Origin of the sequence: Actinomyces ruminis, from assembly GCF_002154335.2 — a bacterium.
Classification (GTDB): Bacteria; Actinomycetota; Actinomycetes; order Actinomycetales; family Actinomycetaceae; genus Actinomyces; species Actinomyces ruminis.
On sequence record NZ_MTPX02000069.1, the window covers coordinates 24,512 to 40,268 of the forward strand.

Annotated in this window: 8 protein-coding genes, 1 tRNA gene and 5 pseudogenes; 3 read left to right on the forward strand and 11 right to left on the reverse strand. The window is 69.5% G+C overall.

Annotated elements, in window-relative coordinates:
- Positions 1 to 90: 90 nt before the first annotated feature.
- Positions 91 to 888 carry a hypothetical protein gene (locus BW737_RS12895; protein WP_086615571.1) on the reverse strand — a complete coding sequence of 266 codons (798 nt, stop codon included), beginning with the start codon at positions 886 to 888 and terminating at the stop codon, positions 91 to 93.
- Between the two features lie 76 nt (positions 889 to 964).
- Between BW737_RS12895 and BW737_RS12900 the strand changes: the two genes are divergently transcribed.
- Positions 965 to 1,249, forward strand: a complete 285-nt coding sequence (locus BW737_RS12900) for a YciI family protein (protein WP_086615570.1) — start codon at positions 965 to 967, stop codon at positions 1,247 to 1,249.
- Between the two features lie 40 nt (positions 1,250 to 1,289).
- Here the strand turns inward: BW737_RS12900 and BW737_RS17075 are convergent.
- The 9 genes and pseudogenes from BW737_RS17075 to polA all read right to left on the reverse strand — a co-directional run bounded on the left by BW737_RS17075 (position 1,290) and on the right by polA (position 14,361).
- Positions 1,290 to 3,732 (reverse strand): annotated as a pseudogene (locus BW737_RS17075) (HAD-IC family P-type ATPase).
- A gap of 105 nt (positions 3,733 to 3,837) precedes the next feature.
- Positions 3,838 to 4,936, reverse strand: a pseudogene (locus BW737_RS12910) (TerC family protein).
- 279 nt (positions 4,937 to 5,215) lie between these two features.
- A pseudogene (gene uvrB, locus BW737_RS12915) lies at positions 5,216 to 7,311 on the reverse strand (excinuclease ABC subunit UvrB).
- Positions 7,312 to 7,470: 159 nt separating this feature from the next.
- Positions 7,471 to 7,653: a hypothetical protein gene (locus BW737_RS18820; RefSeq protein ID WP_257210831.1), complete on the reverse strand. Its 183-nt coding sequence runs from the start codon at positions 7,651 to 7,653 to the stop codon at positions 7,471 to 7,473.
- Positions 7,641 to 8,084: a hypothetical protein gene (locus tag BW737_RS18825; RefSeq protein ID WP_257210832.1), complete on the reverse strand. Its 444-nt coding sequence runs from the start codon at positions 8,082 to 8,084 to the stop codon at positions 7,641 to 7,643. The genes BW737_RS18820 and BW737_RS18825 overlap by 13 nt, the downstream gene beginning before the upstream one ends.
- A gap of 116 nt (positions 8,085 to 8,200) precedes the next feature.
- Positions 8,201 to 8,779 carry a dephospho-CoA kinase gene (coaE, locus tag BW737_RS12925; protein WP_086615587.1) on the reverse strand — a complete coding sequence of 193 codons (579 nt, stop codon included), beginning with the start codon at positions 8,777 to 8,779 and terminating at the stop codon, positions 8,201 to 8,203.
- Positions 8,780 to 8,886: 107 nt separating this feature from the next.
- Positions 8,887 to 9,615 carry a transcriptional initiation protein Tat gene (locus BW737_RS12930; RefSeq protein ID WP_257210833.1) on the reverse strand — a complete coding sequence of 243 codons (729 nt, stop codon included), beginning with the start codon at positions 9,613 to 9,615 and terminating at the stop codon, positions 8,887 to 8,889.
- 258 nt (positions 9,616 to 9,873) lie between these two features.
- Positions 9,874 to 11,324: pseudogene (rpsA, locus tag BW737_RS12935) on the reverse strand (30S ribosomal protein S1).
- 267 nt (positions 11,325 to 11,591) lie between these two features.
- Positions 11,592 to 14,361: pseudogene (gene polA / locus BW737_RS12940) on the reverse strand (DNA polymerase I).
- Between the two features lie 14 nt (positions 14,362 to 14,375).
- Here polA and BW737_RS12945 point away from each other — a divergent pair.
- Positions 14,376 to 14,900, forward strand: a complete 525-nt coding sequence (locus BW737_RS12945) for a PaaI family thioesterase (protein WP_086615569.1) — start codon at positions 14,376 to 14,378, stop codon at positions 14,898 to 14,900.
- A gap of 34 nt (positions 14,901 to 14,934) precedes the next feature.
- Here BW737_RS12945 and BW737_RS12950 read toward each other — a convergent pair whose 3' ends face one another.
- Positions 14,935 to 15,546 (reverse strand): ANTAR domain-containing response regulator, encoded by a 612-nt coding sequence (locus tag BW737_RS12950; protein WP_086615568.1) that lies wholly within the window; start codon positions 15,544 to 15,546, stop codon positions 14,935 to 14,937.
- Positions 15,547 to 15,612: 66 nt separating this feature from the next.
- On the opposite strand from BW737_RS12950, the gene BW737_RS12955 reads away from it, so the two are divergent.
- Positions 15,613 to 15,686, forward strand: a tRNA-Leu gene (locus tag BW737_RS12955).
- The last annotated feature ends 71 nt before the right edge of the window (positions 15,687 to 15,757 follow it).

The following is a 15,757-nucleotide window of genomic DNA, read 5'->3' on the forward strand; positions in this document are numbered from 1 at the left end:
TGGCCACGACGGGCAGCCGCCGCGGCCACGGACAAGGTCCGGATCGTCCCCGCCATTTGGCGGCTAGGGCGGCTCCGTAAGCCAGCTCTGTCAGCGGTTGATCAGGAACACCGGCTCCGGAGACGGCGAAGAGCTGTCGACGAGCACATAGCCGATTCCGTCCAGGCAGAAATTCGCGATCCCAACACTTCCGTCCTCCGGATAGACCTCCGCGGCGCCCTCGCGCGCGGGGCCTATGGGGTGTGAGTCGGCGTAGGCCTGCACCGCGTCGATGGGGTCGACCACCTCCAGCGCGGTGTCGAGCTGGAGCACCAAGTGCCAGTCCCCGCCTTCAGTGAGAACCGTGCCGCCGGAGTACCGGAACGCCACGGTCCCGTTCGCCGTCCAGTAGGGGAGGCCGCCGACCTTGGTCTGAAGCGCGAAGTTGAAGTCGTGCGGATATGCGATGCCCTCGGGCATCGCGTCATGTCGGGCATCGAAGAAGGCGGGTTCGAGGGACGCATCCACGCCGTCGTCATGCACGCGCCACCGCCGTGCCCACAGCTCGAGCAGCACCGGCGTGCCCGCTGGCGCAGGAGCCGCTGTATCACTCAGCTCGTCGAAGCCGACCAGCTCAACGCAGTTGCGGCCCGTGCCCGGCTCCCAGAAGGAGCAGATGCTGTACCGCTCGCACTTGAACACGAACATGACCTGGTCCGCCGACAGGTGAGGCAGCTGCGCGGACTCCCCCGCCTGGAGGAGGAAGGACATCGGCATACCGCACTCGGCGCACAGTGGCCACTCCCTGCCGCTGGGCCACCCGAGCGGCAGACCCCCCACCTTCACGACCTCGCGGGGAACCGGGGACTGCGGCGCCTCGATGGTCCACTCGGGAATACGACTCTGCACGGCACCGAGCGTAGCCAATCAAGGAGGCGAATCCCGAAGGCCGACGTCCGGGACGCTTGGTGGCTAGGCTGGCGGCATGAGCAAGATCTTCGCCGTCGAGTACCACTACGTCACCGACCAGGACGAGGCCATGGCCGCCCTGCGCCCCACCCACCGCGCCTTCAACGCCGCGCTGGCCGAGCAGGACCGACTGCTCGCCGCCGGCCCCTACGTGGGCACGCACGACGCGCTCATCGTGGTGCGCGCCGACGACGCCGCGGGCGCCCTGGCTCTGCTCGAGGAGGACCCCTTCAACCAGGCGGGTTTCATCGCCGAGCGCATCCCCCACGAGTGGAACCCGGTGATCGGCGTCCTGGCCTAACGACCTGCCAGCCCCGCCGCGCGCGGCTCCGGTCGCCGAGTCAGTTGACCAGGCCCCGACCGTGCAGGTACGCGACCAGCCGCGGGCGCAGCAGGTAGACCGTCTCAATGCCCGCCACGGCGGCAGCGGAGACGATCAGGATCACCCACCAGGTGCCCGCCGCGGGCCAGGCCAGCAGGAAGAAGTCGCGCACCGCGGGCACGAACACGCCCAGCACCGCCATCGCCCCCATGACCACCACCAGTCCCAGCCGCCAGCCCAGCAGCGGCCGGGCCGTCAGCGTCAGCAGCCACAGCCCGGAGCACACCAGCACCAGGGTCGCGCCGGTGGTCACCTGCGTGTCCGCCGCCCCGGAGGCCACCAGCCAGGTGCGGGCCGCCAGGGTGGCGCATCCCGCCACCAGCCCGGCGGGCACCGCCAGGGTCAGCACCCGCCCCAGGAAGCCCGCCCGGTAGCGGCGGGAGTTGGGGGCCAGCGCCAGGATGAAGGCGGGGATACCGATGGTCAGGGAGGACACGATCGTGAGCTGCCGCGGCAGGAACGGGTACGCGATTGCGGTCAGGGACACCACCACCGCGATCAGCGAGGCGTAGACCGTCTTGGCCAGGAATAGGGAGGCGATCCGCTCGGTGTTGGCCATGACCCGCCGTCCCTGCGCCACCACGCCCGGCAGGGCGGAGAACTCCCCCTTCAACAGCACCAGGCGGGCCACCGCCTTGGTAGCGGGCGCGCCGTTGCCCATGGCGATACCCAGGTCGGCGTCCTTCAGAGCCAGGGCGTCGTTGACGCCGTCGCCGGTCATGGCCACCACCCGGCCCCGGGACTTCAGTGCCCGCACGAAGGCGCGCTTCTGCTCGGGGGTGACCCGCCCCAGCACGGTGGCACCCTCCAGGGCGTCGGCCAGGCGCGTCGCCTCCGGACCCTCCGGCTCCGCCTCCTGCGGCAGGGTGCGGGCGTCGACGGCGACCGGCGCCCCACCGTCCGGGCCGGTCACGCCCGCGCGACGTGCGACGGCGGCCACCGTGTCCGGGTTGTCCCCGGAGATGACCTTCACCTCCACGCCCTGCTGCCGGAAGTAGTCCAGGGTCTGGGCGGCGTCGGGGCGGATCTCCTCGGCCAGTACCACCAGCGCCGCGGGCTCCAGGCCGCCGGGCAGCAGGTGGTCGTCGCGCCGGCACCGCAGGGCTCGCTGGAGCGGGCCAGCGCCACCACCCGGGCGCCGTCGGCGGCGCGTTCGCGCGCCCGCCCCAGTACGGGATCGGCACCGGGTGCGGCGGCCAGGATGATCTCAGGCGCACCCAGCACCCAGGTGGTGGCGTCGTAGCGGACCGCCGACCACTTGCGGCGGGAGGAGAAGGGCACTGCGGCCTCCACCGCCCGGGCCCCGGCCGCAACCACCCGCTCCCCCAGATACCGCGCATCACTCAGCCCGCGGGCGATGGCGACGGCGGTGGCATTGGGGTCCTCGCCGTCGCTGAGTGCGGCCAGTGCCTCCAGCACCTCCCGCCCCGGGGCGGCGCCGTCGGGGGCGGTGACCTCCTCCAGGCGGATGGCACCGGTGGTGATGGTTCCGGTCTTGTCCAGGCACAGGGTGTCCACGCGGGCCAGCACCTCGACGGCGGGCAACTCCTGCACCAGCACGTTGCGGCGGGCCAGGTCCAGCGAGGCGGTGGCGAAGTTGACGGAGGTGAGCAGCACCAGTCCCTGCGGCACCATGCCGACCACGCCCGCGATCCCGGCAACCAGCGCGAGGCGCCACTGCCCGGAGGTCAGAGCCTCCGTCACGCCCCCGTTCTGCCGCAGCTGCGACCACACCAGCAGCAGTGCCACCGGCACGATCACCCAGGAGATCCAGCGCAGCACGCGGTTGGTGCCCTCCTGCAGTTCGGAGGTGACCACCGAGTAGCGGCGAGCCTCCCGGGCGAGGCGGTGGGCATAGGCGTCGGCGCCGACCGCCGTCGCACGTACCAGGCGGTGCCGGCGGTGACGGTGGTGCCGGACATGACCCGCTCGCCGGCGCCGGGGCGCACGGGGTCGGTCTCGCCGGTGAGTATGGACTCGTCCACCTCCAAGTTGTCGCTGCTCAGCACGACGGCGTCGGCGGGGACCTGCTCCCCGCCGCGCAGCCGCAGCACGTCGTCGAGCACCACCGCGGCCACGTCCACGTCCTGCTCGCCGCCGTCGCGCAGCACGTGGGCGCGCGGCGCGTCCAGGACGGACAGGCGGTCCAGGGCGCGCTTGGCGCGCACCTCCGCAATGGTGCCGGTGGCCGTGTTCAGCAGCAGCACGAAGCCGAACAGGGCGTCCTTCCAGGAGCCGAACAGCAGGATCAGCACCAGGGCGGTGCCCAGGATGGCGTTGAAGATCGTGAAGACGTTGGCGCGCAGGATCGCGGCGGCCGAGCGGGAGGTGGTGTCCCGGAAGGCATTGGTCTGGCCGGCGCGGACGCGCTCGGCGACCTCTTGACTCGTCAGGCCGGTCATGTCCGGGACCTCGGCGGGTGCGGTCGCGGTCGATGGCGGGTTCACGGGGCCAGCATGTCCTGCCCAGCGCGAGAATTCCTGGGAGGCTCTCAGCGTGTCTGCGGTTCAGGCCCCGGACTGCGCCGTGACGGCGGCGTCCGGGCGCGTGCCGAGCTCGGGGGTAGCCTCCTCGGAACCGCCGATGCCGCCGGTCGCTTTCTTGTCTGCCCGCTCGGCCCGGCGGGTGCGCCGCCGGGAGACGAGCACCGAGGCAGCCACGGTGATCAGGATGACCACCACGATGAAGCCGAGCGAGAACCCGATGTCCGGTTCGGGCACGACCTCCCAGGGCTCGCCGCCGTTGATGAAGGGCAGTTCGTTGGTGTGTAGCGCGTGGTTGACGAGCTTGAAGCCGATGAACGCAGGATGGCGGCCAGCCCGTAGTGCAGGAAGATCAGCCGGTCCAGCAGCCCGTCGATCAGGAAGTACAGCTGGCGCAGTCCCAGCAGAGAGAAGGCGTTCGCGGCGAAGACCAGGTAGGGCTCCTTGGTCAGGGAGTAGATCGCCGGGATGGAGTCGACGGCGAACATGACGTCGGCGGTGCCGATGGCGATCACGCACAGCAGCATGGGGGTGATCATGGTGCGGCCGGCGTGCCGGTGAATCAGCTTGCCGCCCACGAAGCCGTCGGTCATGGGCACGACCTTCGCCACCAGGCGCACAAAACCGGTGGGGCGGTACTCCTCGTCCTCATGCGCGTCCGGCTCCTCCAGGCCCTCACGGGCCTGGGAGAAGGCGGTCCACAGCAGCCAGGCGCCGAACAGGTAGAAAATCCAGGAGAAGTTCTCGATCAGGCGGCACCGGCCATGATGAAGGCGAAGCGCAACACCAGGGAGATGATGATCCCGGCCAGCAGCACCTCCTGCTGATACTTCCGGGGCACCCGGAAGGCGGAGATCATGATGACGAACACGAACAGGTTGTCGATGCTCAGCGCCTTCTCGGTGATGTATCCGGCGAAGTACTCCTGGCCGTAGGTGCCACCCCAGATGGCCCACACAATGCCGCCGAACACCACGGCCATGGCGATGTAGCCGATGGACCACTGGGCGGCCTCTTTGAGCGTGGGCTCGTGGGGGGTGCGTACGTGACCGACGATGTCGATCGTGATCATCGTGATGATGATGGCGGCCAGTGCGAGCCAGCCGAGGGCGTGGACATCCACTTACATGTACCTCCGGTACGGTGCTGGTACCGGAGGTCTCCTCCCGCCAGTAGCGCCGCTGTGGGCCGTGCCTGCTGGCCTGCGACGCCGGGGGCCGGGACTGCCGCGGTGCGGCAGCGAACCGGTCCGCCGTGATGACGACGTCGCCGTTGCTGGGAGTACTCCCTCCGTATGCGCTTGTATCCCCGAGTCTATCGTCCGCGGGCGGCGGGCCCGCTACCCCGACGCCGCCCGAAACGGTGTGGGCTTGCCGACGTCGCTGCTCCGGGACGCGCAGGCTCAGGCGGTGGCCCGCATGTCCCGCAGCTCCTTCTTCAGGTCCCGAATCTCATCGCGCAGGCGGGCGGCCAGCTCGAAGTGCAGGTCCTCGGCGGCGGCGTGCATCTGGTCGGTCAGCTCCTGGATCAGCCCGGCCAGGTCGGACTGGGCCGCCCCGGCGAGCTTCTCGCGCACCGTCGCCTCGGCGGCCTGCTTGCGGCGCGAGACGACCTGCTTCTCCTCGTGCCCGCGGTAACCGCCGGCCAGCAGCTCGGCGGTGTCGACGTCCTCGCGGGCGAGCATGTCGGTGACGTCCGCGATCTTCTTGCGCAGCGGCTGCGGGTCGATGCCGTGCTCGGCGTTATAGGCCAGCTGCTTGGTGCGGCGCCGCTCGGTCTCCTCGATGGCCTCGGTCATGGCGGGGGTGACCTGGTCGGCGTACATGTGCACCTCGCCGGAGACGTTGCGGGCGGCCCGCCCGATCGTCTGGATCAGGGAGGTCGACGAGCGCAGGAAGCCCTCCTTGTCGGCGTCGAGGATGGCCACCAGCGACACCTCGGGCAGGTCCAGGCCCTCGCGCAGCAGGTTGATGCCGACCAGCACGTCGAACTCGCCCAGCCGCAGCGAGCGGAGGATCTCCACGCGCCTCAGCGTGTCGACGTCGGAGTGCAGGTATTCCACGCGCACCCCCCGGTCGGCGAGGTACGTGGTCAGGTCCTCCGCCATGCGCTTGGTCAGGGTGGTGACCAGGACGCGCTCGTGCTTGTCCACCCGGAGGCGGACCTCCTCAAGCAGGTCGTCGATCTGCCCCTCGGTGGGCTTGACCACGACCTTGGGGTCCACCAGCCCGGTGGGGCGGATGATCTGCTCTACCACGCCGTCGGCGCGCTGGAGCTCATACGGGCCCGGGGTGGCGGACAGGTAGACGGTCTGCCCAACCCGGTCCTCGAACTCGGCGAAGGTGAGCGGCCGGTTGTCCAGCGCGGAGGGCAGCCGGAAGCCGTGCTCCACCAGGGTGCGCTTGCGGGAGGCGTCGCCCTCGTGCATGGCGCCGATCTGAGGGACGGTCACGTGGGACTCGTCGATCACCAGCAGGAAGTCCTCGGGGAAGTAATCCAGCAGCGTGTTGGGCGGCGTGCCCGGGGAGCGGCCGTCTATGTGCATGGAGTAGTTCTCCACGCCGGAGCAGGTGCCGATCTGGCGGAGCATCTCCAGGTCGTAGGTGGTGCGCATGCGCAGCCGCTGCGCCTCCAGCAGCTTGCCGTCGCGCTCCAGCACCGCCAGGCGGTCGGCCAGCTCCTCCTCGATGCCGGCGATGGCCCGCTCCATGCGCTCGGGCCCGGCCACGTAGTGGGAGGCGGGGAACACGTAGACCTCGTCCACCCGGTCGATGACGTCGCCGGTGACCGGGTGCAGGGTGGCCAGGGCGTCGATCTCGTCGCCGAAGAACTCCACCCGGATGGCCAGTTCCTCGTACATGGGGATGATCTCCACCGTGTCCCCGCGTACCCGGAAGGTGCCGCGGGTGAAGTCCACGTCGTTGCGGGTGTACTGCATGGTGACGAAGCGGCGCAGCAGCTCGTCGCGGTCGATCTGCTCCCCCACGTGCAGCGGAGTCATGCGGTCGACGTACTCCTGCGGGGTGCCCAGGCCGTAGATGCAGGAGACGGAGGAGACCACCACCACGTCACGCCGGGTGAGCAGCGAGTTGGTGGCCGAGTGGCGCAGCCGCTCAACCTCGTCATTAATGGAGGAGTCCTTCTCGATGAAGGTGTCCGTCTGGGGGACGTAGGCCTCCGGCTGGTAGTAGTCGTAGTAGGAGACGAAGTACTCCACCGCGTTGTTCGGCAAAAGTTCGCGGAACTCGGCGGCCATCTGGGCAGCCAGCGTCTTATTGGGCTCCAGGATCAGGGTGGGGCGCTGCACCTGCTCCACCAGCCAGGCCGTGGTGGCCGACTTGCCGGTGCCGGTGGCGCCCAGCAGCACGATGTCCTTCTCCCCCGCGTTCAGCCGCTCGGTCAGCTCGGCGATGGCGGCGGGCTGGTCGCCGGAGGGCGTGTACGGCTGATGACCTCGAAGCGCTTCTCGGCGCGGCGCAGATCGGTGACTGGACGCATGGCCCAAGGCTACTTCGCACCTCCGACGTCTTCGAGGTGTGCCTCAGGCGGGCGTCGTGCGCTGGTCGCAGCCGCCCCACTCCACGGCGGTGAAGCCGCGGCGGACAGGGCCGGAGCGCAGTTCCTGCTCGGGCACCGGATCGGCGGGGACGTCACCGATCACCAGGTAGACGCGGATGAAGACCTCGGGGGCGAGGGACTCGCCGCCGGCGGTGAAGCTGTAGGCGGCGATCGCCGCGTGCTGCTCGGCGGCGAAGGTGATGAGGCGGCGTCGGTGGCCTGAATCCGCGGAGCCCAGAAGGTGATGAACTCGGCAGCCTCGCGCTCCGTCAGCCCCAACACGGCAAGCTTGTCCTCCAGGAAGGAGACGGCCTGCTCCGCCTGGACCACGAAGCCTCAGTCTGTGTCATGAGCGCGGGGTTGACGCCCTCCCAGAAAAGGTAAGGGTAGCTGCGCGCCTGGGCATCGGTGAGGGTCCCGTCGGGGCTGGCCGTGACCTGCCAGCTCACGCCCGTGGACGTGGCCGCGGGCGCGGGATAGGTGAAGGTCAGTTCGCCGGCGTAGGCCAGCGCCACGTCCACGGTGGTCTCTTGAGGCGGGTAGAGGTAAAGCACCGGCTTTTCATCCAGCGGCTCCTCCGTCTGCCGGTCGCGGTGGCCGTGATCATCTTCGTGATCCTCCTCGTCGGAGGTGTCACAGGCCGCCAGGCCGCCGATAAGGGTCGCTGAGGTCAGCGCGAGGGCTGCTCGTCGGGTCAGGTGGTGAGCGCGCATGGTGGGATTCCTTCCTTGGTCCATTACCGGACGGCCCGGTCGGGGTCTGGCAATGAGGCTATTGCGCCCGCGCGGGCATTCCTATGGGGAGCGCTCCCACCCGACCCGCATTCGGCCTACCCGGCGGAGAGCCGCTGCCAGAGCTCCTCCACGGCCCGCGCCAGCGACTCCAGGCTGCCGGAGTTGGACAGCACCACGTCGGCGACGGCGCGCCGCTCGGCATCACTGGCCTGGGAGGCGATACGCGCCAGGGCCTGCTCGCGCTCCAGGCCACGGCGCTCCAGGCGCTCCAGCCGGGTCTCCAGGTCCGCCTCCACCACGACGACGACGTCGAACAGGTCCTGCATCCGCTCCTCCACCAGCAGGGGCACGTCGTATACGGCCACCTGCCCGGCGGGGACGGACTCCAGGCGCGCCCAGGCCCGCTCGGCGATGCGGGGCAACAGGATCTCCTCCAGGCGGGCACGCCGCGCCGGATCCGCGAAGACGATCCGCCCCAGCGCGGCCCGGTCCAGGGCACCGTCGGCATCCAACAACTGCTGCCCGAACTCGGCCGCCACGGCGGCCAGGCCCTCGGTGCCGGGGGCGACTACTTCCCGGGCGATGGCGTCGGCGGACACCACGACGGCGCCGCGGGCTGCCAGCAGGCGCGCAACCTCCGACTTGCCGGCGCCGATGCCGCCGGTCAGCCCCACGTACACGGCGCGCCCGGAGGGCCGGGGGCAGCGCGGACTGCGGGCCCAAACGGAGGAGGTAGCGGTGCTCATGGCGCCATCATGCCCGTCTTGTCCCGCACGCATGGTTAGAGCTCGGTCCCGCCCCACTCCACCATGGTGAAGCCGGTGCGCCGCGGCGGCGCGGGCAGCTTCTGCTCGGGCACAGGATCGTTTGGAACCGGGCCGATAACCAGGAACAGGCGGATGACCGCATCCGGAATGATCTCCTGCCCAGTGGCATCGGTGAGTGTGTAGCGGGCCATGGTCGCGTACTGCTCGGTGGCGACCGTGACCAGGGTGCGTTCGCGAGCCGCGATTCGGGGCGCCCAGTAGGTGATCAGGTCCGCCGCCTCGAGATCGTCGAGGCCCGCGGCAGCGGACAGATTCTCCAAGAAGTCATTGGTCTCGTCGGCAGCCACGACCGCTCCGGCATCCTGTGTCAGGTTCCGGCGGGAGCGCCCTTCCCAGAACAGGTACGGGTAGGTGCGTCCAGAGGAGTCGGTCAGTACGCCGTTGGGGCTCGCCGTCACCTCCCACTCGACCCGGCCGTCGTCGGTCGGCGCGTCGGGATACAGATGGGTGAACTCGCCGTCGTAGTCGAGGCGCACCTTCAGGCCCATCGTGGATGTCGGATACAGGTAGAGGACCGGTTTCTCTGGGAGCACTTCTTGAACGTCCTTGTCTTCGTCCTCATCGGGCGCGCACCCCGCGAGCAATGCCGTTCCTGAGCCGGCCAGGCCGAGCAGTGCCGCGGCGATGGCCGCGCGCCTGGTAGCCCCCGGCTGAGAGCGATGCGTGCGACACGCTGAGATCATGGACCCTCCCGATCGGCAATGATGCGAGTACGCAGTCAAATTTGGCACCCCATTGTCTGTTTGGACCGCCTACGTCAGTTTAGATCGGCACGCGGCACACAACGGCGGTCCAAACAGGGGAGCGCTACCCAAACGTGCCGCGACGCCGAACCAGCCCGCATGCCATTGGGGCCCGTCCACCGGATGGTGGACGGGCCCCAATCGTGGCTAGTCATCGGCCGTTGGGACCGATGCGGGCGGCCGCTTAGGCGACCGAGATCAGTTGCCGGTCAGCTTCTCGCGCAGTGCGGCGAGTGCCTCGTCGGAGGCCAGCGTGCCGGTGGCCTCGGGCTGGGCCGAAGAGAAGGAGGTGGAGTCCACGGGGGCGGCGCCTCCATCCTCCTGGTCCTCCTCCAGGGCGCGGGCGACCTGCGCCTTGTGAGCCTCCCAGCGGGCCTGCGCGGCCGCGTACTCGGCCTCCCAGGCCTCCCGCTGCGCCTCGTAACCCTCGAGCCACTCGTTGGTCTCCGGGTCGAAGCCCTCGGGGTACTTGTAGTTGCCGTTCTCGTCGTACTCGGCGGCCATACCGTACAGCGACGGGTCGAAGTCGTCGGAATTGGGGTCCACCCCGTCGTTGGCCTGCTTGAGCGACAGGGAGATGCGGCGACGGTCCAGGTCGATGTCGATGACCTTGACGAAGACCTCGTCACCGACCTTGACGACCTGCTCGGGCAGCTCCACGTGACGCTGAGCCAGCTCGGAGATGTGGACCAGGCCCTCGATGCCGTCCTCCACGCGCACGAACGCGCCGAAGGGAACCAGCTTGGTGACCTTGCCGGGCACAACCTGGCCGATGGCGTGCGTGCGGGCGAAGGCCTGCCACGGGTCCTCCTGGGTCGCCTTCAGCGACAGGGAGACGCGCTCGCGGTCGAAGTCGACGTCGAGCACCTCGACGGTGACCTCCTGGCCGACCTCCACGACCTCGGACGGGTGGTCGATGTGCTTCCAGGACAGCTCGGAGACGTGGACCAGACCGTCCACGCCGCCCAGGTCCACGAAGGCCCCGAAGTTGACGATGGAGGAGACCACGCCGGTGCGCACCTGGCCCTTCTGCAGGGTCTGCAGGAAGTTGGTGCGAACCTCGGACTGGGTCTGCTCCAGCCAGGCGCGGCGGGACAGGACCACGTTGTTGCGGTTCTTGTCCAGTTCGATGATCTTGGCCTCGAGCTCGCGGCGACGTAGGGCTGCAGGTCGCGCACGCGGCGCATCTCCACCAGGGAGGCGGGCAGGAAGCCGCGCAGGCCGACGTCGAGGATGAGGCCGCCCTTGACGACCTCGATGACGGTGCCGGACACGACGCCGTCCTCCTCCTTGATGCGTTCGATGGTGCCCCAGGCGCGCTCGTACTGGGCGCGCTTCTTGCTCAGCAGCAGGCGGCCCTCCTTGTCCTCCTTCTGGAGGACAAGGGCCTCGATCTCGTCGCCGACGGAGACGATCTCCTCGGGGTCGACATCGTGCTTGATCGACAGTTCGCGAGCGAGGATGACGCCCTCGGTCTTGTAGCCGATGTCAAGCAGGACCTCATCGCGGTCCACCTTGACAACGGTGCCCTCGACGATGTCGCCGTCATCGAAGTACTTGATGGTCTCGTCGACGGCGGCGAGGATCTCCTCGGTCGAGCCTATGTCGTTGACGGCGACCGGGGCGGGGCTGGGCGTGGTTGTGGTCATTGAGTGGTTGCTCCGAATATGGACAGAAGGGTCGGGTCAGTAGATACCACACGTCCCCCGCCGCACGGACCGGCCCGGACCGGTACCGCACCACGGTTGGGTGCCGCGGACGGCACCCAGGGTCGTGCGCGTCAGACCATACCAGCACGTTCCCAATCCGTGACTTGTAGGCGGGTCACAAACCCGGTCCGCATTTGCGTGGAATACCTCACGCCGACGCCCGGAGGCAGACCGGTGGCGGCGTCGACGGGCGCTTCAGCCGACGGCTCAGTGGGCGGCGTCACGCCAGGTGGCGCCGCGGCCCACGGACACGTCCAGCGGCACGGACAGCGTGGCCGCCCCGCTCATGCGCGTACGCACCAGTTCCTCGACGGCGTCGGCCTCCCCCGGGGCGATCTCCAGCAGCAGCTCGTCATGGATCTGCAGCAGCATGCGGGAGCGCAGGCCCGCCGCGGTCAGGCTCTCGGCGACGTCGACCATGGCCTGCTTGACGATGTCGGCCGCGCTGCCCTGGATGGGGGCGTTCAGGGCGGCGCGCTCGGCCATCTCCCGCCGCTGCCGGTTGTCGCTGTTCAGGTCGGGCAGGTAGCGCCGACGGCCGAACATGGTCTGCGTCCACCCGTCGCGGCGGGCCTGCTCGACCACGTGCTCCAGGTAGTCGTGCACCCGGCCGAAGCGGGCGAAGTAGGCCTCCCGCAGCCCGGCGGCCTCAGCGGTGTCCACCCCCAGCTGGCGCGCCAGGCCGAAGGTGGACAGCCCGTAGGCCAGCCCGTAGCTCATGGCCTTGACGTGGCTGCGCTGCTGGGGGGTCACCTCGTCGATCCCGATGCCGTGGACCATTGCCGCCACATAGCGGTGCAGGTCCTCCCCGGAGCGGAAGGCCTCGATCAAGGCCTCGTCGCCGGACAGGTGCGCCATGATGCGCATCTCGATCTGCGAGTAGTCGGCGGTCAGCAGGCACTCGTAGCCGTCGCCGACGGTAAAGGCCTCGCGGATGCGCATGCCCTCCTCGGTGCGAGCGGGAATGTTCTGCAGATTGGGGTCGGTGGAGGACAGTCGGCCGGTGGCGGCAATGGTCTGCTGGAAAGTGGTGTGGATGCGGCCGTCGGGCGCGATCGCCTTGCGCAGCCCCTCCACGGTCTGCCGCAGCTTGATGGCATCGCGGTGCTCGAGCAGGTGCTCCAGGAAGGGGTGACTGGTCTTGACATACAGGGAGGCCAGGGCGTCGGCGTCAGTGGTGTAGCCGGTCTTGGTGCGCCGCGTCTTGGGCATCTTCAGCTCGTCGAAGAGCACGGTCTGCAGCTGCTTGGGACTGGACAGGTTCAGCTCGTGCCCGGCGGCCGCGAAGGCGCCCTCGGCGGCGTGGGTCACCCGGGCGTCGAGCTCGGTCTGGCGCGCCGCCAGGACGGCGTCGTCGACGGCGATGCCGGCATCCTCCATCCCCGTCAGGGTCGCCGCCACCGGCATCTCCAGGTCGGTGTACAGGTCGAGGACGCCGCGCTGACGCATCTGCTCCTCCAGGGCCCGCTGCAGGGGCAGGAGCACGGCCGCCCGGCGGGCGGCGGCGAGCGCGGTGGCCGCGGGGGCGTCGTCGGCGAGGGACTCGAGGTCGAAGGCGCTCTGCGGCTGGTCGTCCTGCGGTGCGGACAGCGCCTCCAGATCGATGCCGAGCCACCGCTGCGCCAGCGAGCCGACGTCGTAGGAGCGCTGCTCGGGGCGGCACAGGTAGCCGGCGAGCGACGGGTCCGCCACCACCCCATCCAGGGCGATACCCCGGGCGTGCAGGGCGTGCCAGGAGCCTTTGGCGTCGGCTACCACCTTGGGCTGGTCGGTGTCGGCGAGCAGAGCGAAAAGGGCCTGTTCGTCGGCGGGATCCAGCAGGGACAAGTCTGCGACCAGAGCGACGACGCGTCGGAGACGGCCACCATGGTCGCATCCCCCCGGCCGGGTGCAGGGAGCCGACCACGTCCAGCCCGAGCGGCCGGTGCTCGCGCGCGGCCAGGTTCGTCTCCAGCCAGGCGGTGACCGCACCCGGGTCGACGTCATGTCCGACGGCGGCAATGCGCAGCTTCTCCAGGCGGGCGGTGGGCGAGTCGACGTCGCTGGGCCGAGCGGCGTCGGCGAAGGGCAGGACCCGCTCGGAGCGCTGCTGGAGGTTGCGGAACTCCAACGCATCCATGATGCGGGCGAGTTCTTCCCGGTTGGCGCCGGTGAGCTTGAGATCGACGGCGGGGTCGAGCCCCAGGTCCAGGTCGGTGAGCAGGTGGTTCAGGCGGCGGTTGCGCAGCACGTCGTCGAGGTGGTCGCGCAGGGACTGGCCGGCCTTGCCCTTGATCTGGTCGGCGTTGGCGATGACGCCCTCGAGTCCGTCGTACAGGCGGATCCACTTTGCGGCGGTCTTGGGGCCGACCCCGGGCACGCCCGGCAGGTTGTCTGAGGTCTCGCCGACCAGCGCCGCCAGGTGCGGGTAACGCTCGGGGGTGACGCCGTAACGCTCCTCCACTTCGGCCGGGGTCATGCGTCGCAGGGTGGACACGCCCTTGATCGGGTACAGCACGGTGCAGTGCTCGGTGACCGTCTGGAAGGAGTCGCGGTCCCCGGAGCACACCAGCACCTCCATGCCCTCGCGCTGTCCCTGGACGGCCAAGGTGGCGAGGATGTCGTCGGCCTCGTACCCGGGAGAGGTCACCGTGGGCACTCCCATGGCCGTCAGCACGTCCTGCAGCAGTTCCACCTGTCCGGCGAAGGCGGGCGGGGTCTCATCGCGGGTGCTCTTGTACTCGGCGTACTCGCGGGTGCGGAAGGTGCCGCCGGGCAGATCGAAGGCGACCGCGACGTGCGTGGGCTGCTCCTGCTCCAGCAGGGACAGGAACATGGACACGAAGCCGTAGACCGCATTGGTGGACTGCCCGGTGGTTGTGGTGAAGTTCTCGACCGGCAGGGCGTAGAAGGCACGGAAGGCCATGGAGTGCCCGTCGATCAGGAGGAGCGTTCCGGCGTCCGGGGCGGCAGGGCTGGTCTCGATGGTGCTCACCATGACAGCCTAAGGGCATGAGTGAAAAGGACCCCGCATCTGACGGCGTGGACATGCCCGTGGCCTTCCCAGCCGCCTCTGCCCGCCCCTTCCCGGTGCCGCGGCCTGCCGGCTCCGCGGTTTCCGCTACCAGTGCCCTGGGAGCTTCCGGGCTGGCGGACGCGCAGGCCGGCACCCTCATGTCGACCCTGCACATGGAGCTTCAGGAATGTTCGGCCGAGCACACGGTGGTGCGCATGCCGGTGGACGGCGCCCGACAGGTCACCGGGGTGATGCATGGCGGGGCCAGCGCGGCACTGATAGAGACGGCCGCCTCCGTGGCGGCACGGGAAGGGGCGCCCACGGGTACGTCCCCGGTGGGCACCGACCTGCAGGTCAGTCACCTGCGGCCGGCACGCCGCGGCTGGGTGACGGCGGTTACCACTCCCCTGCACCGCGGTCGGCGCACCGCCGTCTACCGCGTGGAGGTCAGCGACGAGAACGGGCGCATGGTTGCGCACGGCACCCTGCGCTGTCTGTACGTGGACGTCGACGGCGCCTGAGCCGCGCAGACGTCGGCAGCCACCGGGACGGCGTTCAGGACTCCTTCTTGGCGCCGCCAATCTGCTCGATGACGGCGTCGGCAACCTCACGCATGGTCAGGCGCCGGTTCATGGAGGTCTTCTGCAGCCAGCGGAAGGCATCTGGTTCGCTCAGTCCCATCTGCTCCATGAGCAGGCCCTTGGCACGATCCACGCGCTTGCGGGTCTCGAAGCGCTCCTGCAGATCGGAGATCTCCGCCTCCAGGGAGCGGATCTCGTCGTGGCGGGACATGGCGATCTCAATGGCGGGGATCAGCTCGGCCGGCGTGAAGGGCTTGACCACATAGGCCATGGCGCCGGCGGCGCCGGCCCGCTCGACCAGCTCGGTCTGGGAGAAGGCAGTCAGCATCACGACGGCGCATCCGTGCGCGTCGATGATGCGCTCGGCAGCCGTGATGCCGTCGAGCACGGGCATCTTCACGTCCATGACGCACAGATCGGGCTCGTACTCGTCGGCGAGGCGAATCGCCTCCTCCCCGTTCGCGGCCTCGGCTACGACCTCGTAGCCGGCATCGGTCAGGGTCTCGACGATGTCCAAACGGATCAGGGTCTCGTCCTCGGCGACAAGGACTCTGCGGGTTCGGGAAGTAGCGGACTCGTTGCTCACGCCCCGATCCTAGTATGCTTGCGGACGTCGTGAGGCCCGCACGCCGCCCCGCGTGTGAGCTAACGCGCCTCCGTAGCCCAATTGGCAGAGGCATCCGACTCAAAATCGGAGTGTTGTGGGTTCGAGTCCCACCGGAGGTACAAATTCGCCCGGAACCGCAACGAAAGCGGTTCCGGGCGATTCGTCTATTCTGTCTACTCCCATCGAAAAC

Coding starts and splice junctions, on each gene's coding strand:
- BW737_RS12930 (WP_257210833.1), bottom strand. CDS start 9,615: ATGATCTCAGCGTGTCGCACGCATCGCTCTCAGCCGGGGGCTACCAGG.
- BW737_RS12900 (WP_086615570.1), top strand. CDS start 965: ATGAGCAAGATCTTCGCCGTCGAGTACCACTACGTCACCGACCAGGAC.
- BW737_RS18825 (WP_257210832.1), bottom strand. CDS start 8,084: ATGCGCGCTCACCACCTGACCCGACGAGCAGCCCTCGCGCTGACCTCA.
- BW737_RS12945 (WP_086615569.1), top strand. CDS start 14,376: ATGAGTGAAAAGGACCCCGCATCTGACGGCGTGGACATGCCCGTGGCC.